The sequence below is a fragment of the Asticcacaulis solisilvae genome (assembly GCF_017875235.1).
GTDB lineage: Bacteria > Pseudomonadota > Alphaproteobacteria > Caulobacterales > Caulobacteraceae > Asticcacaulis > Asticcacaulis solisilvae_A.
Genome location: NZ_JAGGMI010000001.1, coordinates 450648 through 474177, shown reverse-complemented (window position 1 = coordinate 474177; position 23530 = coordinate 450648). Strand labels below are relative to the sequence as shown.

The window sequence follows — 23530 nt, the reverse complement described above, 5'->3', positions numbered from 1 at the left end:
GCTTCAGGGAGTGACGTCGCCAGGCGTATCCGCTGTCCCCGCCGGCGGCGCGGCGGGGACAGCGCTGGCGGGGGTTTTCGCGGGGTCGCGGGCAAGTGTGAAAATGGACGCGGCCCAGCAGACAAGCGCCCCCAGGCCGATGACCAGGTAGGTATGCTGGAAGCCGATGAGGTCGTAGGCCTTGCCGACCGGCTGGGACAGGATGGCCAGGCCCAGCGAATGGCCGAAGCTGACGCCGACCAGGTAGATGGTGGATGAGACGCGGGATTCGAAATGGGCGGCGATGTAGCGGAAGATGGCGACGGCGAGGATGGGGAGTTCGATGGAATGCAGCATCTTCATGCATGAGATCAGGACAGGCCCCGTGACCAGGCCGGAGCCTGTGATGCGGATGATCATGATCCCCGATGCCAGCAGCAGGCCGCGCTTGATCCCGACGAAGTTGACGATGAAGGGGGCGATGAAGAACATGCCGGCCTCGACGAAGATCTGGGCCGAGTTCAGCCGGCCGAACATTTCGCGGCCCATTTGCTCAGTCGGGAACTGGGAGGCGTAATAGACCGGGAACTGCTGGTCGAAGACGAGATAGAGGTTGGTGACGCCCAGGATCAGGACCATGAAGCCCCAGAACTTCGGCAGGCGCAGGACTTCGAAGGCGTCGCGGACTTTCAGCGACGAGGAGGCCGAGACTTCGTCGGGGCTGGTCCCGATCCTGACGAAGGCAAGCGCGCCCAGCAGGACGACGGCCGTCGCCGAGGCGATGAAGAAGTTGATATGCGGATCGATATTGAACAGGCTGCCGGAAAAGAAGGCGGCGCAGGCGAAGCCCAGCGAGCCCCACATCCGGACGCGGCTGTACTCGAAGCCGTACTTGCGGCCGACGCGGTCCGTGAACGATTCGAGGGCAAAGGATCCGGCCGCGAAAGTCAGGCCGATATAAGCGCCGCCCAATGCCGCGCCGAGCATCAGGTTTGATTTCAGGAGCGGTTCATAGACCCAGATAAAGAAGAAGCCGCAGGCGCCAACCATCAGCGCCAGGAACAACAGGACATGGCGGCGATAGCCCACCTTATCAGAGATGAAGCCGTAAAGCGGCTGGCTGATCAGGGCGGCGATGAAGTTGGCGGCGAACACAATGCCCGTCTGCTCGCCGGTCAGGCCAAGCGAGCTTTTCAGCCAGTTCGACAGCAGTGAAATGCTCATGGCCTGTGCGCCGAAATAGGCGAACATATAGAGGCTCAGGAGCGCATAGATTTTTCGACTGTCCTTGCGTTCCGTCAAAACTGTCGGGGAAACTGCCATCATTACCTGCCTGCGCGCCGGAGCTCTATGTCCGGACTGTTATCGGTTGGTTCTGATATCGATATCAGACGAAAAAGCGATTGTATATAGTCCGATATCAGATTCTTGCGACCAAGAGGTTACTCAATACATAGTATGGCCGAAAACGCGCCACTCCCATATGGTCGCAATCAAACTTTCGGGTTGATATCGATATCAGGTTGTGTAGGTTAGGCCAAACAGCAGATGATGCGTGTGAAACCGGGCAAGATTCCGTTTTCAGACGGGCTTCCGGCGCGCATCGAGGTGGAACGGACCGTGAGCGCCGTGCGGACTTGCGGCGCGCTTAAAGCACAAAAGGGGCAGGACAATGCCGACACGTCGTGAATTGGTCGCCATGGCGGCTTTCGGAGCCGCGGGCGCCAACCCTGCTCCGGCCGCCGCGAAGACAGGGCAGCCGGCCGCCTTTTCGGTCGTCTCCCCTGACAGCCGGCTCAAGGTCGAGATCAGGGTTGCCGGGGAACAGCCGTCGTGGCGGATCGCCTATGACGGCAAGACGGTCCTGTTGCCGTCGGGCCTCGGCCTGTGGCTGGCCGGCAAGCAACGCCTGCTGGGCCACGGCGCGCTCGACGTCATCAGCGCCACGACGGCGAAGATCGCCGGAAGCTGGGCGCCGCTTCACGGCCAGTCGAGCCGCTACGACCAGTCGTCGAACGAGTTCACCCTGACGCTGTTCGACCGCGGGGCGAAGATTCGGTTCGCGATCATCGTCCGTGTGCTGAACGGCGCCGCGGCCGTCCGCTATCAAATCCTGGACGCCCCGGGCACGAAGACCGTCAGGCTGGCGGGCGAGCGCACCCTGTTTCAGTTCCCGGCCGCCGCCCGCGTCTATGCGAGCCGCGACGAAGGCGATGTCCACGTCTCGTCCCAGGCCGCGATGGCGCCCTTGGAACATCCCGACCTGACCGCATCCTCCGACAAGGGACGGCTGGCGGACCTGCCGCTGACCGTGGAGGTCGGCAACGGGCTGTACACCGTGGTGGCGGAATCTGACCGCCTGCATTATCCGAGGTGCATGGCGGCGCCCTTGTCGGCACAGGCCATTGTGTCTCACCTTATGACCTATCCCGGCCGGGCGACTGGCTGGGGAGGCCAGGACGATACGCCGCCGCAGCCGGAATTCGATATCGAGATCGGCCAGAAAACCCCCTGGCGTGTCGTCATGGTGGCGGACAGCGCCAAGGGCCTGATCGAACGCCATCACGTCGTCCCGACCCTGGCGACGCCTAACCAACTGGGCGACGTGTCGTGGATCAAGGCAGGGCACATGTTTCGCATCATGAAGCCCTATTCGACCGAGGCGTCCCTGCGCGCAGTGGATTTCGCTGAAGCGCGCAGGATCAAGTACGTCCTGTTCGATGCGCACTGGTATGGCGACGGCACGGATGCCTCGGAGCCGACCTATCCCATCGCCGCGCTCGATCTGCAGAAGGTCATCGACTACGCCAAGGCGAAGGGCATCGGGGTCGTGCTCTATATCGACCGCGTGGCGGTGACCCGCGCGCTCGAGGACATGTGCCGGCTGTACCAGAAGTGGGGCGTGGCGGGCGTCAAGCTTGGCTTCATGTGGGAGGGGCGGCAGGTCGATGTCGATTTCATCTACAAGGTCGTCAAGGCGTTCGGCGACCACGGCATGGTCGTCAACCTGCATGACAATCTGAGGCCCGCCGGCCTTGAGACCACCCTGCCGAACTATCTGACGCTTGAAGGCGTCAAGGGCAACGAGCAGTTCCCGCCGGCCCGTCACAATGTCACCCTGGCCTATACCCGGTCGATTGTCGGACCGATCGATTACACGATCTGCTACGCCGAGGAACGCAACCAGACGACCAATGCGCACCAGCTGGCGCTGGCCGTCACCTGCTACAGTCCGCTGTCGATGCTCTACTGGTACGACAAGCCGGAGAAGTATGCGAGCAAGCCCTGGCCTGAGCTGGCCTGGTTCGATGCCGTTCCGACGACCTGGGACGAAACCCGCGCCATCGCGGGCGAGATCGGCGAATATGTGATCATCGCCCGGCGCAGCGGCGACGCCTGGTACCTGGGCGCCATCACCAATGAGATGGAGCGCCGCGTCGAGATCGACCTGGCTTTTCTCGGCCAGGGCAACTGGTCGGCCACACGGTACATGGATGGCAAACTCAGCCGCCCCGCCAACAGGACGCCGGTCGTCATCCAGACGGATGCCGTCACGGCGGCGACGCAGCTGAAGCTGCAACTGAACGCAGCCGGTGGGCAGGCCATCCGGTTTACGAGGACATAAAGCATGCTGTTGAAGCCGCTCCTCCTCGCGGGCCTGTTCGGCCTTTCCACTGTGACGGCGGCCCATGCCGCCGAACCGCCGCTGGTCCGCCCGGACCACAGCATGCCGGCGGGCATCTGGACGCCCGACCAGGGCGACGGCACCTACCGCAATCCGGTGCTGCAGGGCGATTATTCCGATCCGGACGTCGTCCGGGTCGGCGAGGACTACTACCTGACGGCGTCGAGTTTCACCAACGTGCCGGGGCTTCCGATCCTCCATTCCAAAGACCTGGTCAACTGGACGCTGATCGGCCACGCCCTGAGCCGGAATGTGCCCGACGCCCATCACGCGGTGCCGCGCCGGGGTGGCGGCGTGTGGGCGCCGGCGATCCGCCATCATGGCGGCAAATTCATGATCTATTACCCCGATCCGGATTTCGGCATCTATGTCGTGACGGCGACGGACCCGAAAGGGCCCTGGACCGCTCCGGTCCTGGTCGATTCAACCAAGGGCGCCATCGACCCGGCGCCGTTCTGGGATGACGACGGACAGGGCTACCTGGCGATGGCGTTTGCCGGATCGCGGGCCGGCTTCAGCAATGTCATCCGGATCAAGAAGCTCAGCGGCGACGGCACCCGGACAATCGACGACGGCGTCAATGTCATAGAAGGCGACAAGCTGCCCAAGGTTCAGACGTCGCAGGGCCTTAAACCCTGGTTCACGACCGAGGGGCCCAAGCTCTACAAGCGCGACGGCTGGTACTACATTTTCGCGCCCGCCGGCTCCGTCAAGGGCGGCTGGCAGGGCGTCTTCCGCTCGCGGGCGATCCTGGGCCCGTACGAAGGGCGCAGCGTGATGGACCAGGGGGATACGGAGCTGAACGGTCCCCACCAGGGCGCCTGGGTCGACACCGTTTCGGGGGAAGACTGGTTCCTGCATTTCCAGGACACCGATTCCTATGGCCGCCGCGTGCTGTTGGAGCCGATGGCCTGGGGCAAGGACGGTTGGCCGGTTATTGGTCAGCGCCAGAAGGGCGCCGCGTTCGGCCAGCCGGTCCATGGTTTCAGAAAGCCGGCGGCGCCGGTTCAACCCGTCGCCGTACCCGTCGTTAGTGACGATTTCGCCAACGGCTATCATCTGGGTTGGCAGTGGAGCGCAAATCCGGCCGAGGATTGGGTCGACCGGTCGGTCCAGGGCAGGTTGCGGCTGAAGGCCGTTTCCTCGTCGGCAAATCTCTGGGAAGCCGGCAACCTGCTGACCCAGAAGCTTCCGGGCATGACGTTCAGCGCGACGACCAGGCTGTCGCTGGCGGCCAATCTGCCGGGAGAACGCGCGGGACTGCTGGTGCTGGGCTATGACTACGGCTGGATCGGTCTCGAAAAGACCGCGGACGGGGTTCGCCTGGTCCAGGTCAACCGCCCGCGCGCCAATGCCGGTGGGACCGAGACGGTGCTGACGGCGCCGGTCAAGGTGGAGGGGCCCGTCTGGGTGCGCGTCAGGTTCGAACCGGTGACGGTCGCGGAGCCCGTTCCGAACTTTCCCGATTACTGGCCGTCCATGCTGCGTTCGACCCACGCGCGCGTGACCTTCAGCTTCAGCCTCGATGGGAAGACATTCACATCTATCGGGCCGGGCATGACGACCCAGCCGGGACGCTGGGTCGGCACGCAGGTCGGACTATTTGCCCAGGCGGCTTCCGGAACGCCTGCCTTTGTGGCGACGCGCGTCGGATATGCCGAGTTCGAAGGTTTCGCCGTGACCGAATGACGAGCGGGTTAAGGGTAGATACGGTGCGCAAGGAAAAAGCGTTGAAAAACAAGGTGGCGCCGGATCAGGGCGGCAACATTACGATTCACGACGTCGCAAGGCATGCCGGCGTCTCGTCCATGACCGTGTCGCGCGTTATCAACCAGAATGTCAATGTACGGGAACCGCTGCGGGAGCGCGTCCTGGCGTCGATCAAGGCGCTGAACTATTCGATCAATGTCGCCGCCCAGTCGACGCGTGCGGGCGTTGGCGGCGTCCGTATCGGAATTCTCTATTCCCACCCGTCTGCATCCTACCTGAATGAAATCATGCTCGGCGGCCTTGAGCACGCGTCGAAGCTCGGCGCCCAGTTGATCCTCGAAAAGTGCGGCGGCCTGCAATCCCAAAAGAATGCGGTCAACAGGCTGGTAGAAGCCGGTGTCGATGGCGTGATCCTGCCGCCGCCGTTGTGCGACTCTGAGCCGACCGTCCAAATGCTGAAGCGCGCCGGTATCTCGGTGCTGGCCCTGGCGACGGCCCGGCCATTGCCGGACGTGTCGGCGGTGCGAATAGACGACTTTCAGGGGGCGCTGGCCCTGACGCGGCACCTCGTTCACCTCGGCCATCGCCGCATCGGTTTCATAAAGGGCGACCCCAGCCACACGCCGACCGATGTGCGCTACAAGGGCTTCCTGGCCGGCCTTCTGGAAGCCGGCCTACCGCTGGCGGAAGACCTCGTCCTGCAGGGCCAGTTCACCTATAAGTCGGGCCTGGAGGTTGGCCGCGACCTGCTCGACCGGGACGACCGGCCGACAGCCATTTTTGCCTCGAACGACGACATGGCGGCGGCGGTGCTGGCGGTCGCCCATGGCATGGGGATTTCGATACCCGATGAGCTGAGCGTGTGTGGGTTTGACGATACGCCGGTCGCGACCACGGTCTGGCCCCAGCTCACCACTGTGCATCAGCCGATCGTGGCCATGGGCCGCAGCGCCGTGGGCACCATCCACGACAAGATTCGGGAACTGAAGCAGGGCGAGGACAGCCGGCCGACCCATCAGCTGATGAAGTTCATGTTGATGCACCGGGGCTCCACGGGACCTGCGCCGGACAAGCGGCTGTAGTCGCGAAAGCGGCCGACGCTGAGGCGCCGGCCGCTAGGCGATATGGCGAAAAGTGCCAAGATGCGTTTTTTGGGGTTTTCGCCTTAAATATCGCGACAAAACTAAAACTTAGATCGGTATGATGTTTCCACTTAAAATCATACCGATCTAGATAGACCTTACTTGAAAGTGACGCCTTCGACGAATGCGCCGATGTCGAGCAGCCCCGGCTCCGCGCCCGTGATCTTCTTTCCGGCAACGGTCACATTGTCGATCGTGATGTCGCGCACGGCTCGGTCGGGCGCGTAGCCCCGGATGAGAGAAGCGGTCGCCGCGCCCTTGCCGGTGTACGCGATGTTGCGAAGCGTGACGCGCTCGATACCCCGGCCGGCGCTGGTATTGTACTTCTTATTGTAGAGGACCTGGAGGCTGAACAGCTTGCCTTCCTCGATGCGCTCGACGCGCCAGTCTTCGAACGTAACGTCGCGGACAAGATTGTCGTCGCCGACCATCAGTCCGATGGCCCCCTGGTAATCGTCCTCGTCCTCGTCGTGGTCCAGCACGTCGATGTCGCGGAAGACGACGTGTTCGATCACTTCGGGCGCCGGGTGCGCGGGGGATGGCGTATTGCCGTGGATGCCGATCATGACATTGTGCGCGATGTCGGCCCACAGGGTCGAGTTGGTGACGGTGACGTCGCGCGTGTCGCCCCAGGTGTCCCAGCGGTGGTTATAGAGGGTGATGTTGTCGTCGGAGGTGCGGATGAAGGCGCCGGATATCCTGACCCGCTGGCAGCCGAAATGCCCTAGGCCGTCGGACCACTGGCCGCCGCCGATCGTGCGGATATTCAGTTCCTCGATATCCTGGGAGGCGTGGCACGCCATGGTTCCATTGGTCTGATTGAAGAAGATCAGCCCGTCCAGCGTGATCTTTCTGGAGTTCCGGATCTGCATTCCGCCGGCGCCGTCAAACAGGCCGTTGCTGATCACCTTCACGTTTTCGACGCCGTCGATGATCAGCGGGCTGCGCAACATGGCCGAGCCGTCGATATAGACGGTGGTGTTCGAACGAAGCCGCAGTTCGCCGGAATAGATGCCCGGGCCGAAATAGACGACGGGCTGGGTCAGGTCGGGTGTCTTCGCCTGGCCGATATCGTAGGGCGAGGCCGGGCGCTGCGGAAAGGCCGGCCAGTCGCGCCGGATGGCGTGGGTGAAGAGGTGGAGGTTGTGATGGCGATCACCATCGAACTCTATGCTGAGGTTCTCCGGCTTTTGCAGGGTGAAATAGACGATGCCATCCTTGACGGTGTGTTTCACCCCCTTGGCGGTCGGCCGAATATCGACTTTCGAGAAGGCGCCGTTGTTCTTCTGGATAGAGACCTCAACGGGGCCGTCAAAATTGAAGTAGACCATGGAGGCGTCTTTTTGCGGCCGGTCGTAGTCGACCTTGACGTTGTATTCGTACAGGTCCTGCCATGGGCCGCCGGGCGTGCGGACGCGGACGGTGAAATCGTCATTGTGGTGGCTGTAACGGACGGGCTGGGGAAAGGGAAACACCTCGACCTGGGATGTCGCCGCTTCGGCGCCCGCCGCCATTATGCCCGTCAGCAAACACACTGTGGCGGTGATGAAGGTCCTCTTGCCCATGCGGCATCTCCTGTGGTTTTCGGCGCCCTGTCAGCGGGCTGTCCGGTTGTTTTGGATATCGATATCAAATTGTCGAAGCCCTGTCACTTTGTACCGTCTCATTTTCCGCAAATTAAGCTCCGGCGGACGATGGTTTTGCCGGCGACAAAGTCCCAGGATATGAAATTCCGGTGATTTGAAGCGATGATTTAATCGCCTGGGCAATTTAATTGTACGACATTTGAAAAATTTAATTTATTATTATAAATCAATACAATATTCAACATATCCCATAGTGACAACGTTATCAAATGGTATTATTTGCATAGATAAATGTGTTTAAAATGTCTCATGTCGATTTGTGGTACGTGCTGCCGGATTGACGCCTTCTGAAGCCGGGTGTATTTCGAAAATAACTGGTATCGATATCAGAAAGATCCTGATTTTTGGTGCGAGACAATCCAGCATCCGTCCTTGGGGCGGCGGAAACGATAAGAGTGCGGGCGCGGCCACAGGCTGACGACCACCGCGAACAAAAAGAGGAAACCAAATGAAGAATATCCGGTCTTTTTCAATGCAGGCGTTGGGGCAGGTATCGGGCCTGGCCTTGCTCGCGGCGCTGATGGCGTCCGGCGCCTATGCCCAGGACGTGCCGGCGACCGGTGACACCGCGTCCGAGGATGTGGTCGTCGTCACCGGCATGCGCGCCAGCGCGCGCTCGAACGTCTCGCTGAAGAGAAATGCGTCCGAAGTCGTCGATTCGATTACAGCCGAAGATATCGGCAAGCTGCCCGACAACAACGTGTCCGAGACCCTGACGCGTATTCCAGGCGTCCAGGGCTACCGGTATGCGGGCGAGGGCGCTTCGCCCGTTGGCGCCGGTTCGGGCGTCACCATTCGCGGCCTGTCGGGCCAGACGGCGTCCCAGATCAACGGCCGCGTCTACTTCACCGCCGGCAACCGCGAATTCAACGTCGAAAGCGCCATTCCGGCCATGATCGCCGGCATCGACGTCTACAAGAACCCGTCGGCGGAGCATATCGAAGGCGGCATCGGCGGTCTGGTCAATATCCGCACGCGCAACCCCAGCGATTTCAAGCGCCTGACCGTCTCCCTGGGCGCGACGTTGCGCTATAATGACCTGGAGAACGGCTCGGATCCGGAAGTGTTTGGTCTGTTCGCCAACAAGTGGGATCTGGCGGACGGCGGCCGTATCGGCTTCCTGGCCGCGGCCGTGACGTCGGAAAGCACCGGGCGCTCGGACAACAACCCGGCCAATGGCGGTCCGAACTTCAAGCGCGCCATCCGCGCCGACAGCGCCGAATACGCGACGACTGCGGGGGCAAATCAAGCCTATGCCGGCCGTTCCGATACCTGGTTCCTGGCGAATGTCCCGACCACGGGTGTAAACCAGCCGAACCTGACCGGCCTGACCGCGGACCAGATCAGCAATGTCATGGTCGGCACGGCGCTGACGAACAACCAGTTCCAAGAGACCATCTATCGTACGCGCAAGGGCCTGAGCCTCGCCGCCGACTACCGCGTCAACGAGTCTTTACGCTTCTACGCCGACTACAACTACACCTACTACCAGTATCACCAGAACTACCGCGGTTTGAACTCGGTCGACAGCCAGACGGTGCAAGGCCTTACGACGTCGCCGTTCGAGTATACCGAAGGCCTGGCCAACCGTAACAGCAACGGCGGAAGCGACGACGTCCTCGTTTCCAAGCGCCTGTCGGGCGCGACCTTCCTGAACTCGAGCCTGACCTCCGTCAGCGGCGACGAGCATACGCCCTATACGACCTGGACGGCCGCCGGCGGCGTCGAGTGGTCGCCGACCGCGCGCCTCAGCCTCAAGGCGGACGTCATGTACATCAAGGCCGACCGGACGGTCGACAACCGGTCGATCAACATGGTGTCGGGTGCCGGCAAGACGTGGAATATCGTCCGTGGCGTCGACGGCGCCCCGCATACGTTCGATATCGTCGGGGCCAGTCTCGCCGATCCGGCCAACTGGGTCCTCAAGGACTATCAGAACGGCAATCACTCGGTCTGGGACGACAGCGGTCATGCGATCGCGCTCAGCGGCAAGTACGAGTTCGACGGCGCCCTGAAGGCGATCAAGTTCGGCTTCCGTAACGCGCACCAGGAAAGCATGTTCAAGAACTTCAACGTTTCGGCCAAGCCGCTGACGACCAACGGCCTGGTGCTGGCGGGCGACTTCTCGAACGCCATCTATGGCACCAGCGTGCAGGACCTGTTCATCACCACGCCCGGCAACTTCATGCGTGGCGATGCCGGTTATCCGGGCGGCTTCCTGGCGGTCGATTCCGATGCGCTGCTGGGTGACAATATCCGCAACCGCTTCCCGCAAGCCGGCATTCCGGCCGACGCCTCGCTGCCCGAGGCCGTGGCCAGCCGCCGCTTTGTCGAAGAAGACACGAATGCCGTCTACCTGATGGGCGAGTTCGAACTGTTCGACGCCCGGCTGAAGGGCAATGTCGGCGTGCGCTACGTCACGACCGATGGCCATGCCATCGCCGGCCTGCCCAGCACCGGCCTGAGCCAGACGACCTCCTACAGCAACACGCTGCCATCGCTGAACGCGACCTACTACTTCGCGCCGGACTTCCTGCTGCGCTTCGGCTACGGCAAGGGCCTGACGCGTCCGGGCCTCGACCAGCTCAACCCCAGCCTGACCTATTCGACGACGTCGGGCACGGGCGGCGCCGGCAATCCGAACCTGCGGCCGCAACTGGCGGACAGCTACGACCTGTCGCTGGAGCGCTATTTCAGCAGCACCAACTACTTGTCGGCCGCCCTCTTCCAGAAGGACATCGACAGCTTCTTCTACGGCATCGCCACCTGTGAAACGATCGCGGGCGCGCCGGCGCCGACGCCGGTGACGCCGACCGGCTGTCCGTCGCCCCAATACCTGGTCACGCGCACGATCAATGCCGAGCCGGGCTGGGTCAAGGGGATCGAACTGGCGGGCCAGTACTTCTTCGATGACCTGGACGGCATCTGGAGCCACTTCGGCGTGTCGGGTTCCTACACCTATGTCGATACGGCGCTGCCGGTGAACTTCGGTACGGCGGCCGCCCCGCGGTTCGTCGTCCTGCCCCAGCCGATGCAGTCGAAGCACAATTACAGCCTGTCGGGCATCTACGAAGACAGCAAGCTTTCGGCCCGTGTCGTCTACACCTGGCGGTCCGACGCGATCCTGTTCGGCGCGGCGACCAATCCGATCGATGGCCGCTACATCAAGGCCTATGGCGTACTGGACGCCTCGCTGAACTACAAGATCAACGAGCAACTGACCGTCTCGCTGAACGCGCTCAACCTGACGGACAGCGCGTTGAACCGGAACGTCGGTGAGCCGAATGGCTACGAGACCGATATCGAGCGCCAGCACTATCTGAACGGCCGGAACTACAATATCAGCCTGCGCTATAAGTTCGGCGGCTAAGGGTGAAGGTACGGCAGCCCTGTCATCTGAGTATTGATGTGGGGCTGCCATTATTTGTGATGTTGTGTCAATAACTTGGCATGATGGGTGATTGCGGCGGGTTAGGTCTACGACTTGCCTCCACCCTTTCCTGGATCATCAAATCGCTCCCTAGGTTTGATGATTAACTTCTGCCACCGCAGCTCAATTCAGCTGCGGTTTCTTTTTGTGCCATTGTGGAGATACCGGGGTCATGGTCGAACTTGGGACATCGGCCGTCGAGGGATACGGCGACTTTATACCGATACGGCCTCCGGGCGCCGAGGATCGCCGCATTGCCAATCGCTTCCTCAGCCAGGCCGGCGATGACCTGGCCCGCTTTACCCGGCTGTTCGGCTATTTCGTCGCCGGTTTCTACCGGCATGCCATCCCTGGCTTCGCGCGTGTGCATTATCCCGGCATGCCGAGCATCCGCGGCCATCGGATAACCGGACTGGAGGGCTTTGCGCGTACCGCGCCCCTGCTGGCCGCATGGCTTCATTCCGGCCGTCCGGGGGTTTTCGAAGGCAGGGATCTCATCGAAAGCCTTGCGCAGGGGCTCCTCAGGGGAACCGATCCGGCCAGCCCGGACTATTGGGGAGATATGGCGGACGACGACCAGCGCATGGTCGAGGCCGCCGACATTGCGCGCACCGTCTGGCTTAGCCGGAACCAGCTGTGGGACAGGTGGAGCCGCGCCGAGCGGGAACGGGTCGCCACCTGGCTCCTGCAGGTCAACGGATCCCAAATCCGCGTACGGAACAACTGGTTGCTGTTCCCGGACGTCGTCAACGCCGCCCTGAACGCGCTCGGCTGGCCGGCGCCTGACGGTTATGAAAACTATCTTGAATTCAAACGCCTGCATTACCGCGAGCGCGGCTGGTTCTTCGATATTCCAGAAGGTATCGATTTCTACAATTGCTGGGGCATTACCTACGACCTGTTCTGGCTGAGACAGCTGGCGCCCGCGCTTGATAGTAGGTTTCTGAACGACGCCATCCGGCAGTCCGGCGATCTCACGGCCCACCTGATCTCCCCGGAGGGGATTCCGATCATGGGGCGAAGCGTGTGCTATCGCACCGCCGTTCCCGTGCCAGTCCTCGCCGCCGCGCATCTGACCCCGACCGGGAACTGGCCGGGACTGGCCAGGCGTGCGCTCGCGGCTGTCTGGGACTATTTCGTGCGCAGAGGCGTCCTGACAGACGGAACCCTGACCATGGGCTATTTCGGCAATGACCCCAGGCTCATCGACGGTTATACAGGACCGGGCAGCAGCCATTGGGGCCTGCGGAGTCTCGTCCTGGCAATGATGTTTGATGACGCTGCGCCGTTCTGGAACGCCGAAGCGGAATCGTTGCCCGTCGAGCGGCGGGACTACAAGCTGCGCCTGCCGAGACTTGGCTGGATGGTGACCGGAGGCCAGAAGTCAAAGGACATCGTCATTACGATTGCCGGCAATCATCGCCGCAGGGTTCGGCTTGAGCCGGTAACCCTGAAAATGCTGCGCGAAGAACAGGCGCGTGAGACGCCCCGCCGCCCCAAAAACCACGCCGCGAAATATCTTGCACGCAGCTATTCAGCAAAATGTCCCTTCATGGTCATGCTGTAACGAACGCTTGCTAATCCGCGAAATTCAGTCCTTCGACGAATGGTCCGATCCTGAAATTTCCCTCTCCGGAGGCCCGTACCTTGCTGCCCGCAATGGTCAGGTTCTCGATCCGGACGGCCTTAATGGTGGTCTCCTGTGAAAGATCCGAGATGACGGATGCGCTCGGCATGCCTTTGCCGCGAGGGACGCAAAGCCCTGTGTCACAAGGTGTCTCATTTTTCGTCACCGAGGAAGATGACGGCGGTCGTTCCCGGTTTCAGCGCCAGCGCCGGTATCGCCGGTGGAACGACGGCGCCGGTGACCAGTTCCTTGACGGGCTGTGTCCGGGCCGGCAGGGCCACGTCGAAGGACTTGGCCGCGGAGGCGTTGATCGCGATGAGGTAAGGCCCGTAGGTCAGCTGGTAAAAATCCGCGCGGCCGGCATAGGGGCTGTCCTCGCCCGGGATATATTGCGTGCCTTCCGGAAGTTTCGCGACGGGGTTCTGCTCACCGGCCGTCCAGACGTCGCCATCGTCGGGATACTTGACGGTGAAGCGCATGCCATTAATGTGCGGATTGTTGGGGCGCGTGAAATAGAGGCCGCTGGGTTCGAATTCCTGCCGGTCCAGAGCCACGGTAGCGATCCGGTCGGTTTCAGGCGTGATGTAATGCACCCGGCCGACACCGCTGATCGCGTAGTTTGCCCGCCAGTACAGGGACGCATACAGGATGTCGCCGCCATTTTTCACGGCGACGACGCCGTTTTCCTCGTCCGTGAAAACGAAGTCCGGCTGGCCCTCCGACATGGGCAGGCGATAGGGCTGCGGGGGCAATCGGCGAAGCGTTTCATAGTCTTCGATGACGTCGATCAGCCCGATGGTGGCGCGCAGGGTCTTTGTCGTCATCATGTGTTCGATGCTTGGAAACAGCTGGTTGTCCGCCATCTGCTGCTGGGCGTAGGCAATCAGCTTCGGATCCTGTGTCGCGACGGCGACCTGGAGCGGCGAGGCGTCCCAGGACGGCCTTTGCCCGTATATGACGTCGCCAGGATAGTGCATGTCCCGCCAGCCGATCCCGGTTTCCAGGCGCATCGACCGGAAGCCGTCGCCGTCGGCGTGGGGGATGCGGAAAACCGCCCGCGCCTGCGCGAGTTTCACCAGCTGATCGCGGATCATGGCGTCACCGGCCTGCCCCCTGGCGGGGCGTGTCGCGTCGTAAATTTCCGCGACCCAGTCCAGGACCTCGCCATATCCTCCGACATAGCCCAGTTCCTTGGTCAGGCCCTTGCGGGTGGTTTCGAAGTAGTTCTTTGGGACGGAAAACCGGGCATCGCCCTCGGCCGCGGCATAGGTTGGCTCGCCCTTGTCGTTCAGGCTGCCGGTCCAGGGCCGCAGGCCGATCGATTCGTAGAAGAACGGCAGAAGCCGGTCTCGCGGCTCAGCCCGGGCGCTGCCTATGGCGATCAGGCCTTCGTTGTTGTTCCAGATGCCGTAAAGGTCCTTGATCATTGACTGGTTGGTGTACAGCCGGCGGTGCTTCCTGTTCCAGTCCAGGCTATGGAGGAACATGGCCTCATAGGCGTCGCGGCGTCGGATAGGGTGGCCGCCCGGCCCGGTCAGGGGCTGGTCCAGCTCCGTCTGGATGTGCGGCCCGACGATTTTAAGCGCCTCACCCAGCAGGCCGAAACCGAACCATCCGGGGTTGGGCGTGTTGACGTCGTTCAGTGCTATGTCGGGATTGGCCAGGAACCGCGCATAATAGGCGTCGGCGCCGGCAAGGATGGCGGCGACGGTTTCCGGCCGATGATAGCCGTCGGTCCATTCGGTCTCATAGGTCTTTGCAAGGAAGCTGATTTCCATCTGGTGCGGCGCGCGGCCTCGCAGCCGCCAGAGCTGTTTGATCTGGTCATTGACCCGTGCCTTCACCCGGGTCAGCACCTCAGGCGATGTGGAAGGGTTTATCGGATAGGGCGCGGGCCTGCCGTCGTCTCCGAAAGAGGGCGCCATCTTATCGGCGTGGACGGCCAGGGCATAGAAGCCGCGCGACGGCTCGGTCATGGCGCGCTGAAACTTCGCGATATCGCCGCCGTACCGCCAGATGGGGCCGGTCGCCCGGATATGGCAACTGATGCGGGACTTGCCGGCGGTCAGGGCCACGGGGAGGGGATGCGTCACATAGTGGAAATGACCGGGCTTCACCTTGCCGTGGGTGCCCTGGTCGAGGATGTCGATGTCGCTCAGCTGGCGATAGCCGACCTGTTTGCCGTCGCAATAGAGCGTTGCCCGGTTGGCGGAATCGTCGGAGCCCCATAACCGGACCGTCAGGTAATTCTGCCGGCCGCCCTCGACCTTGAGCTGGAAGGCAACGGACCCGCCGCGCCATTCATCCGTATTGCCTGGCGTATTGCCTGGCCCCGGCTTCAGGGGCAGCAGTCTTCGCGCCGGTTGCCCAAGTCCGCCGCGGATCACGTCGCTGGTCTCCGCCGTCACGAGGTGGGCGCGTTCGGAGGCCTCATCGCCGAAAACAAGGATGTCGGTGGGCATGGCGGCCAAACCGGTCAATGGTATCGCCGTGCCGAGGAGTGTAACCGAGAGCGCGCCTAGAGCGATATGGCGAAAAGTGCCAAGAAGCGTCTTTGGGGTTTTCGCCTTAAATATCGCGACAAAACAAAAACTTAGATCGGTATGATGTTTCCACTTAAAATCATACCGATCTAAGACGGCCTGGCCCGGCCTGCGCGCCAGGAATGTTTTTCGTGTCATCTTGCCTCCCGCCGGCCGTTCAATGTCAGCTTGTTCTGATATCGATAACAAAATCATTCGTTCAAACGCTGTTGTCAAGAGCCTAGTCTGAGTGAAGGCAACGAGCATTCTTGGGAACTAGGAGGCCGGGATATTGATATCGATATCTTTCTCGCTCAGTATGGACCGGATCACGCGTGCGGGAGAATGTCATGCCGGAAGTGAAGCGGGTAAGCGTCGAAGGTCTAATGGAGGCGGATGAGCGGATTGTGCTGTCCGAAGGGGCGCCGAACCGGCTGGAAGGTGTCTGGCCCGACCGCCGGTTCTATGCGGTGAGCCGCCTGGAACTGCATCTTTACCGGTCGCCCAATGCGCCGCGCGCCAGGGCGCTGGTCTATCCCGGCGGCGGCTATCTCGATCTCGTCCATGACAAGGAAGGTGTCGCGGTCGCGTTATGGCTGGCCGGGCTTGGCGTCGACGCCTATGTCGTCACGCATCGCCTGCCCGGCCAGGCCGATCCGTTGAGCCTTAAAACCTGGCCTTCCGACATTGCGCGGGCCGATGGCCTGGCGTGCCTGGACTATCTGCAGTGGTTGCCGCAGTTGCCGCTTCTGCACGTTGGCCTTTCGTCCGGGGGTCACCTGGCGGGCGTCATGGCGTGCCAGGACCACCCGGTGCGAGCGGCCGGACTGATCGTGGGATATGCGCCGTTGAACGCCAATCATCGAAATTACAAGGCGCCGGCCGGCAAGCCTGACTATCCTCCGGTCGAGAAACAGGCCTTCTACGATCGCTGGCCGATCGGCGTGGCGGGCGAACCGCACGGTATTCCCGCTGTTCCGGCCTTCCTGGTATACGCCCTGCGCGACGAACCGGTTCCGCTTGAGCACGCTCTCAACTTCCTTACGGCAATGCGACGCTCCGGCGGTGATGTCGAGGCGCATATCTTCCCCGACGCGCCGCACGGATTTGCCTTGCGTGACCTTGACGGCACCCACGGGCAGTGGCCGGAGCTGGCCGGGCAATGGATCACGCGAACGCTTGCCAGGGGCGAAGCGGCCCTTTCACCTAAAGGCCCGTAAGTCATGTGTGGCTTGAGATATCGCGGAGCTGCTAGATATCGATATCAGATATTGGTATCAGGTGTTTTGATGCGTAACGAACAAGTGCTCGAATGTGTCGGATTGGCAACAAGGCAGCAAGTGTGCATAAAATTCCTTTATTAATCAAAGGTTATGTCGCGCGGATTGCACGTTGAGGCAACGCATACGAGTGCCGGAAGTGGCTTTCTCGCGTTTGGCGGCGTTGACAGGCGCAAAAAATATCTGATAACGATATCAGAACTCGGCGCCCGGACGGGTAAAGTTGTTATCGATAACTTTCCGCTTCGGAAGCGGGGCGGGGGTCAAAAAACGTGTCGGGCGGACAGCCCGCTGGGAGGAAACAGGATGAAAAAGACACTCGCCCCTATCGGGCACGGTAAACCTGTGCATGTTTCGCGCCTCGCATTGGTCGCGGCCATAGGCATCGGGTTGGTATCGGCCGGCGCCGCCGCCGCGCAGACGACGAATGCACCGGCCGGCGAGGGCGAAGGCAATGATGTCGTCATCGTCACCGGCTCCCCCGTGAAGACCAAGGCGAAAAAGGCAAACTCGTCCTACTCGGTCCTGACCGAAGATGACATGTCGAAATTTACGCCCATCAGTGCCGACGATATGTTGCGCGACATGCCGGGCGTGGTGGTGGAAACCAATGACGGCGTCGCTCGCAACGAAGTCTTCACCCGCGGCATGACGGTGGGCACGGGCGCCAATACCTCGGGCTACTTCTGGACGACGATCCTGGAAGACGGCCTGCCGGTCGTTCCCTTCAAGTTCAGCGGCTTCCAGGACGGCTATTTCAACCGCACGGACCCGTCGACCGGACGCGTCGAGTCGGTGCGCGGCGGGTCTTCGGCCACGGCCATCACGACCGGCATGGGGTCGACCTTCAACTACATCACCCGCGACATCCGCAATGAAGCCAATATCATCGCCAAGGTCGGCTTCGAGGGCGAGGACCTTCACCTGTCGTGGAAGGAGCTTCAGGGCTATTACGGGTGGCTGAACAAGGCGGGCGATCTCGGCTTCTCGCTCAGCGGCTTCTATCGCACGTCGACGGGCCAGGTCGATCCCGGCTACAATCTCAATGACGGCGGCATGCTCAAGCTGAACTGGGTCAAGAAGTACGAAACCGCCAACGGTTCCGGCAGCTTCAAGGGGACCTTCAAGCATCTTGACGATACCAATGCCGAGCTCACGGCCTTCTTCCAGCCGGCCTACGGCTATGAAAATTCGGAGCCGATCGCCGGGTTTCCGCGCGATCTCAATCTTTGGCTGAAGGGTGGACAGCAGACCGTTCCGAACTATTTCCGGCCGGGAACGCACACGCTCGATCCATCGAAGGGCTTCCGCTACAAGCAGGACGCGGCCTGGGTGCGCTGGGATCACCAGACGAACGGCCGCTGGGCCTTCGGCGGCAACTTCCGGCTCAACACGTCGACCTATCGCGGCCAGGGCTTCAAGACGCAGGATCTCGTCTCGCTCGATGCCGCCGGCGCCGGCCGCGAACGCTATGGCCTGAACATCAACAACCTTGATCGCACGCCCGGCTATTACGAGTACTACAACTCAGCCGGAACCCTGATGGCGCGCGTCGCCAACAATGTCGGCGGATCGCACCTGGGCACGAATTACCGCACGGGCGCCGCCTGTCCGACCGTGACCTCGGCGACGGCTCCGGGCCGCTGCATCACCTACAACATCCTGCCCAACCGTGACATCGACATGCGCGGCGGCGTTGTCACGGCGACGACGCCGCTGGCCAACGGCACCTACCCGTCGGGGACCGTGCCGGCGGAAGCCAGTACGCGGGACCTCGTCCTGCAGACGCGCATGGAGGACAATTACCGCGAGTCGCGCGACGTCGAAGCCGCCTTCACGGCGAACTGGGCCGGAGATTACTGGGGCTTCAACTTCGGCGCCTATCTCGCCAAGTCCGACCAGCTCAATGAAAACTGGGCCAGTGGTCTCGGCATGTCGGCCTGGGCGCATGAGGGAGTCGAGAACCTGAACGTCCGCTACGTGACCAATACCGGCACGGTCTATCAGCTGACCGACGCCGGCGGGTGGGGCAACTATGGTTCGGGCGCGTTCACGACGGTCCAGCAAAAGGCAACCATCGCCGAATTTTCGCCCTATGCCGGCATCAGTTGGTCGGACGGACGCTGGGATGTCAATTTCAGCATCAAGAACTCGCACTTCCACGCCGATACCTATTCGGAAACCTGGGACACCCGGGACCCGTCGGCGGCGACGCTTACCTATGGCGGACTGGATGGCAATCCTCTGACCGTCTACGACAATGTCGTCATGGTGAAGACCCCGTCGAAAGTCATCACGGCGGACAAGGAGGTGTCCATCACCAACTGGTCCTTCTCCGCCGGCTATAACTTCTCGCCCAAGCACAAGGTCTATTATCGCTACCTCGACGCCAAGCAGCCGGCCGCGGGCGTCATCAACCGCTACAGCTCGGCGGCGACCCTGGTCCGGCCGCTGGGCCCGACCGGTCTGATCACCGGCCACGAGATCGCCTACATTTTCGGCGACCGCCAGTTCAACGGCCAGGTGACCTACTTCTACCAGAACTTCGCGATCAACGACTACCCGACGGCGATCGACAAGGACAATGTCTCGACCTATCTGCTCCCGGAAAACTTCAACAAGAACTTCACGCGCGGTGTCGAAGCCTGGTTCAAGTGGAAGGTCATGCAGAACCTGGACTGGCAGTCATCCGTCACCTACCTCAACGGCAAGGCGACCGAGACCTATGTCTGGCTCAACACCGGCGCCAACGGCCAGGGCGTGGACGACGATATCCTGCGGATCGATCACGGCATCCTGGCCCGCACGCCGAACTGGACGATCAGCAATACGCTGTCGTACAAGTGGGACGACGTCCGCTTCAACTTCCGCCACCGCTGGATGGACAAGCGCAAGCTCAACAACAACTCGCTTGATCACCGCTATCTGCCGCCGCAGGACAATCTGGACATCTCGGTCCAGTACGAAGGCCTGAAAAAGACGACCATCATGATCGACGTCCGCAATGCCCTGGATGGCCAGTACATTTCGGCCTACGATCCGATGATCAAAACCGGCTATCCCACCAACGTCCAGCAGTACGACGTGGTCGAGCAACTCCCGAACGCCGGTTTCCTGCTCAAGCGCAATGCCCCGCGCTCGGTATGGGTGACTGTCAAGCGCGACTTCTAATCGTAGTCAGGAGGACCGAGACGAGCGACCAGGTTTCACTGGTCGCTCGTTTATTGTTGCGCACCGGCGGCGGAACTATTCCGCCGGCCAAACAGACGAGGAAGTCCATGCGTAAATCCGTTTTGCTCTTTTCCCTGTCCGTTGCCCTGACCGGCTTGGGCGCATTGCCGGCGGTCACCTTCGCCGCCGACCAGCGCGCGGTCGAAGTCGAAGACCGGCGGATTTTCGTCAAACCCGGCGGTGTCCACCTGGCCTTTTCGGATGAAGCCATCCGCGATTTCAAAAGCCGGATTGCCAGCAATGCCGAAGTCGCCGGGCAATGGCAAAAGATCAAGGCGGAGGCCGACCGCCAGGTGGACCTGCCGCTCAAGGAGACGGTGCGGGACGGCCGCAGACTGCCCGACAGCCTTGAACCCCTGATCCTTGCCTATCGCATGACCGGCGAGGCCCGTTACGCGGACCGGCTTCATGAGGCCCTGAAGGCGTTCTGCGCGCAGAAAAACCTGGTGACCGATGCGCCGCTCCTGCAGCGCGATCCCGTGTGGAATTCCGATCTCGGCATGGGCTTCTCTGGCGAAACCTTTGGCCTGGTCTACGACTCCATCCGCGGGTCGCTGACGCTGGCGGAACGGAAGGCGCTGACGTCGGGCTTCCTCGAAAAGCTGGCGGATCCTGTTTTCAATGACTGGATCGATGGCAGAAAGCGCATTCACACCCTCGATACCATGGGCCATAACTGGTGGGCGCATATCGTCTTTGGTACCGGGGTCGGCCTTGTGGCTATCTCGCGTGACGATGCGCGCGCCATGCCTTACCTGGCGCGGTTGGAACGCGCGTCCGTCGAATGGTGGAATTTCAACGGCAGCCGAATCGAAACGAAGATCGCGACCTTCGACCAGGACGGCGGCTTCCTGGAAAGCGTCAACTATGCCGAGCTGGCGGTCGGCACCTATCTGGAATTCCGGTTGGCGTGGCGCGAGATGTTCAACGAAAAGCCGGTGGATATTCCGGTCCTGGAAAAGTCCGTCGATTTCCTGATCAACAATGCCTATCCCGCCAGGGACAAGCTGCTGCACGTCAATTTCGGCGATGGCAGCATTGACAAGAACTATTCGCGCACCGTCGCCAACTACTATTTAAGCGAACGCCGGCGGGCCGACCATCTCTGGTACATCACGAAATCGGCGTCCGCCGGAACGGGCGGGGATATCCGTTATCAGCCGCGATACCTGGTGAACATGCCCCTCAAGTCGGAAGCCGGCGGGGAGGGGCGCCCGACCGACATGCCCCTGAGCGTCTGGTATCGCGGCATGGGGTGGGCGACGCTTCGCAACGCGTGGCAGGACGATGCGACCCTGCTGGCGGTCCGCTCCGGCTTTACCTGGAACCACTCCCATGCCGACGCGGGTGGATTCGTCCTTTTTCATAAGGGCAAGCCGTTACTGATCGACTCCGGGAATGCGTCCTACGGCCGAAAGGAATATGACGAATATTATCGCCAGACCGCCGCCCACAATGTCGTGACGTTCAACGGCAAGGCCGAACCCGCCGAAGATACGTACATAGGGTCGCACCTGTCGGGTCAGATTCCCAACATGCTTGACGCTGGCGGCTTCCGCTACGTCTTTGCTGACGCCACCGGCCCGACCTCGGCCTATTTCGCACGTAATTTCCGGCACTTCCTGTGGGTTGACGGGGTCATCCTCATCTATGACGACCTGAAGGCAAGAGAGCCCGGCCAGTTCGCGTTCCAGCTTCATACCGAAGGTGAAACCGTACGCCAGGGCCAGAACCTGGTGGTGAAAAACGGCGATGCGGTGGTCAGGGTCCGCCCGCTCTTCCCGGCACCGTTTCCGGATGCAGGCCTGCCGACCGATTACCCGGAAAATATGCGCCTCAGAGAATTGCAGGGCTACAAGGACCACGCTCCGGATACCCGCACGACCTATTACGCCTTCGAGCCTGCCGAAAAGACCGAGCGCCAGAAGTTCCTGACGGCGATCCTCCCTGAGGACGGCGCACCGGCGCCGCAGATCGAACGCCTGACGGGCCAGGACATGATCGGGGCGCGCATCCGGCGCGACGGCAAGGTGACGGACGTCTATTTCAACCTCAAGGCCGACGGCAGCATCCGCCACCGCAATGCGACCGTGACGCTCTCGGGTTGGCAAACCGATGCCTATATGCTGGCCATCACCTATAAGGCGGGCGTCATGCCATCGCCGGCCACGGTCGAACGCCTGTTCGTCGCCGATGGCAGTTATCTGCGCCATTCGGATACGCTGCTGCTCGACAGCCTGTCAAAGCGCTTTGTGATCGCCGATTACGGCGCCGAGCCGCACGTCTGGATACAGGGCCAGGACGCCGCGGAACTGGGCTTGTGGCTGCCAAAGGCGGTCTCGCGCCTTCAGGTCAACGGTCAGCCTGTATCGGTCTCGGCCAAGGATCGCTTCGTAAGGTTGAAGTGCTGTTGAAACGAAAGGCGTCCAGATGACTCCCGACTACGGCATGCAGGTTGTCGCGCCCTTCAGCCCGCTCATTATGAAAGCCACTGCGCCGGCCGATATCGTCATGCGGCTGAATGACCGCGTCGACCGGATCATGGCGGCGCAAACGGAAAAGGCCGAGCGGGACTGGGGGAAGCACCTGGCCGGAAATGTATCGGCCGAAGTCCGCATAACCGACATTATCCGCGCCATGCCCGACCTCAGCGATTTCCTTTACGACGTCGCGCGAACCTACACCTACCGGTGTGAGAACGTCCTGCTGAACTACGGCAATTACGAAGATACCGAGGAATTGAAGGACAAGACGCTGGAGATCCAGATCAAGGAAGGCTGGGTCAACGACATGGTCGCCGGTGATTTCAACCCGGTGCATTATCATCAGGGCTGCGTCTACAGCTGTGTGCTGTTCCTGCGGGTTCCGGAAGGATACGAAGCCGAGTGGCGCGCCGACAAGCATCGGCAGAACACGGTCGGCTGCCTGCAATTCATCGACAGCCGGACCGCCGTAGGCGCGAGAAACCTCTTTGTCGTCAAGCCCGTGGTCGGCGAGTTCTACCTCTGGCCGTCATGGATGCTCCACTGCGTGTATCCGTTTCGCGGCCAGGGCGTCCGCCGCAGCATGAGCGTGAACCTGGCCGTCATTTAGTCAGACGGGGCAAGAAAGGCGTGTGGAGGGGGGTAGCCGTGACGGAATGGTGGAGCTAAGCGGATTCGAACCGCTGGCCTCCTCATTGCGAACGAGGCGCTCTACCAACTGAGCTATAGCCCCATTCCGATCCGGAGGGCACCTTTTAAACCACAAGACAGGCCTGTCAAGCGGTCCTTAACTTG

At 61.6% G+C, this 23530-nt stretch carries 13 protein-coding genes and 1 tRNA gene; 10 read left to right on the top strand and 4 right to left on the bottom strand.

Annotated features, from left to right (window positions below; all coding sequences use genetic code 11):
- Positions 1–3: 3 nt before the first annotated feature.
- The gene (locus tag J2X24_RS02230) at positions 4–1305 is read right to left on the bottom strand and encodes an oligosaccharide MFS transporter (RefSeq protein ID WP_245344366.1); all 1302 of its coding nucleotides are present in this window, start codon (positions 1303–1305) and stop codon (positions 4–6) included.
- Between the two features lie 222 nt (positions 1306–1527).
- On the opposite strand from J2X24_RS02230, the gene J2X24_RS02225 reads away from it, so the two are divergent.
- Genes J2X24_RS02225 through J2X24_RS02210 form a run of 4 tightly spaced genes read left to right on the top strand, consistent with a single transcriptional unit; the run spans position 1528 to position 6456 of the window.
- Positions 1528–1668, top strand: a complete 141-nt coding sequence (locus J2X24_RS02225; RefSeq protein WP_209715919.1) for a hypothetical protein — start codon at positions 1528–1530, stop codon at positions 1666–1668.
- Complete coding sequence (locus tag J2X24_RS02220) at positions 1652–3604, top strand: glycoside hydrolase family 97 protein (RefSeq protein ID WP_209715916.1); 1953 nt, start codon at positions 1652–1654, stop codon at positions 3602–3604. Before J2X24_RS02225 ends, J2X24_RS02220 begins: the two co-directional genes overlap by 17 nt.
- 3 nt (positions 3605–3607) lie before the next feature.
- The gene (locus J2X24_RS02215) at positions 3608–5353 is read left to right on the top strand and encodes a glycoside hydrolase family 43 protein (RefSeq protein ID WP_245344365.1); all 1746 of its coding nucleotides are present in this window, start codon (positions 3608–3610) and stop codon (positions 5351–5353) included.
- Between the two features lie 41 nt (positions 5354–5394).
- Positions 5395–6456, top strand: coding sequence for a LacI family DNA-binding transcriptional regulator (locus J2X24_RS02210; protein ID WP_245344364.1), 1062 nt, complete (start codon positions 5395–5397; stop codon positions 6454–6456).
- A 158-nt stretch (positions 6457–6614) separates the two neighbouring features.
- Here the strand turns inward: J2X24_RS02210 and J2X24_RS02205 are convergent, their stop codons facing one another.
- Positions 6615–8081, bottom strand: coding sequence for a glycoside hydrolase family protein (locus tag J2X24_RS02205; protein ID WP_209715911.1), 1467 nt, complete (start codon positions 8079–8081; stop codon positions 6615–6617).
- A gap of 529 nt (positions 8082–8610) precedes the next feature.
- Between J2X24_RS02205 and J2X24_RS02200 the strand changes: the two genes are divergently transcribed.
- On the top strand, positions 8611–11532 hold the full coding sequence (locus J2X24_RS02200; protein WP_245344363.1) for a TonB-dependent receptor: 2922 nt from the start codon (positions 8611–8613) through the stop codon (positions 11530–11532).
- 232 nt (positions 11533–11764) lie between these two features.
- Entirely contained in the window at positions 11765–13159 is a 1395-nt protein-coding gene (locus tag J2X24_RS02195) for a DUF2264 domain-containing protein (protein ID WP_209715908.1), read from the top strand.
- A gap of 212 nt (positions 13160–13371) precedes the next feature.
- Here J2X24_RS02195 and J2X24_RS02190 read toward each other — a convergent pair whose 3' ends face one another.
- Positions 13372–15699, bottom strand: coding sequence for a hypothetical protein (locus J2X24_RS02190; protein ID WP_209715905.1), 2328 nt, complete (start codon positions 15697–15699; stop codon positions 13372–13374).
- Between the two features lie 392 nt (positions 15700–16091).
- Between J2X24_RS02190 and J2X24_RS02185 the strand changes: the two genes are divergently transcribed.
- The 4 genes from J2X24_RS02185 (at position 16092) to J2X24_RS02170 (ending at position 23345) form a co-directional block, all read left to right on the top strand.
- Positions 16092–16961, top strand: a complete 870-nt coding sequence (locus J2X24_RS02185) for an alpha/beta hydrolase family protein (protein ID WP_209715902.1) — start codon at positions 16092–16094, stop codon at positions 16959–16961.
- Between the two features lie 366 nt (positions 16962–17327).
- Positions 17328–20192, top strand: coding sequence for a TonB-dependent receptor plug domain-containing protein (locus J2X24_RS02180; protein WP_209715898.1), 2865 nt, complete (start codon positions 17328–17330; stop codon positions 20190–20192).
- A gap of 107 nt (positions 20193–20299) precedes the next feature.
- Positions 20300–22666 (top strand): heparinase II/III domain-containing protein, encoded by a 2367-nt coding sequence (locus tag J2X24_RS02175; RefSeq protein WP_209715895.1) that lies wholly within the window; start codon positions 20300–20302, stop codon positions 22664–22666.
- A 16-nt stretch (positions 22667–22682) separates the two neighbouring features.
- Positions 22683–23345, top strand: coding sequence for a putative 2OG-Fe(II) oxygenase (locus J2X24_RS02170; protein WP_209715893.1), 663 nt, complete (start codon positions 22683–22685; stop codon positions 23343–23345).
- 47 nt (positions 23346–23392) lie between these two features.
- On the opposite strand, the gene J2X24_RS02165 is transcribed toward J2X24_RS02170, so the two are convergent.
- Positions 23393–23468, bottom strand: a tRNA-Ala gene (locus tag J2X24_RS02165).
- Positions 23469–23530 lie beyond the last annotated feature (62 nt).

What these genes read in the sequence shown, in the direction of transcription:
- J2X24_RS02230 (WP_245344366.1), bottom strand. Translation starts at nt 1,305, where the DNA reads ATGATGGCAGTTTCCCCGACAGTTTTGACGGAACGCAAGGACAGTCGA.
- J2X24_RS02225 (WP_209715919.1), top strand. Translation starts at nt 1,528, where the DNA reads ATGATGCGTGTGAAACCGGGCAAGATTCCGTTTTCAGACGGGCTTCCG.
- J2X24_RS02220 (WP_209715916.1), top strand. Translation starts at nt 1,652, where the DNA reads ATGCCGACACGTCGTGAATTGGTCGCCATGGCGGCTTTCGGAGCCGCG.
- J2X24_RS02215 (WP_245344365.1), top strand. Translation starts at nt 3,608, where the DNA reads ATGCTGTTGAAGCCGCTCCTCCTCGCGGGCCTGTTCGGCCTTTCCACT.
- J2X24_RS02205 (WP_209715911.1), bottom strand. Translation starts at nt 8,081, where the DNA reads ATGGGCAAGAGGACCTTCATCACCGCCACAGTGTGTTTGCTGACGGGC.
- J2X24_RS02200 (WP_245344363.1), top strand. Translation starts at nt 8,611, where the DNA reads ATGAAGAATATCCGGTCTTTTTCAATGCAGGCGTTGGGGCAGGTATCG.
- J2X24_RS02195 (WP_209715908.1), top strand. Translation starts at nt 11,765, where the DNA reads ATGGTCGAACTTGGGACATCGGCCGTCGAGGGATACGGCGACTTTATA.
- J2X24_RS02185 (WP_209715902.1), top strand. Translation starts at nt 16,092, where the DNA reads ATGCCGGAAGTGAAGCGGGTAAGCGTCGAAGGTCTAATGGAGGCGGAT.
- J2X24_RS02180 (WP_209715898.1), top strand. Translation starts at nt 17,328, where the DNA reads ATGAAAAAGACACTCGCCCCTATCGGGCACGGTAAACCTGTGCATGTT.
- J2X24_RS02175 (WP_209715895.1), top strand. Translation starts at nt 20,300, where the DNA reads ATGCGTAAATCCGTTTTGCTCTTTTCCCTGTCCGTTGCCCTGACCGGC.
- J2X24_RS02170 (WP_209715893.1), top strand. Translation starts at nt 22,683, where the DNA reads ATGACTCCCGACTACGGCATGCAGGTTGTCGCGCCCTTCAGCCCGCTC.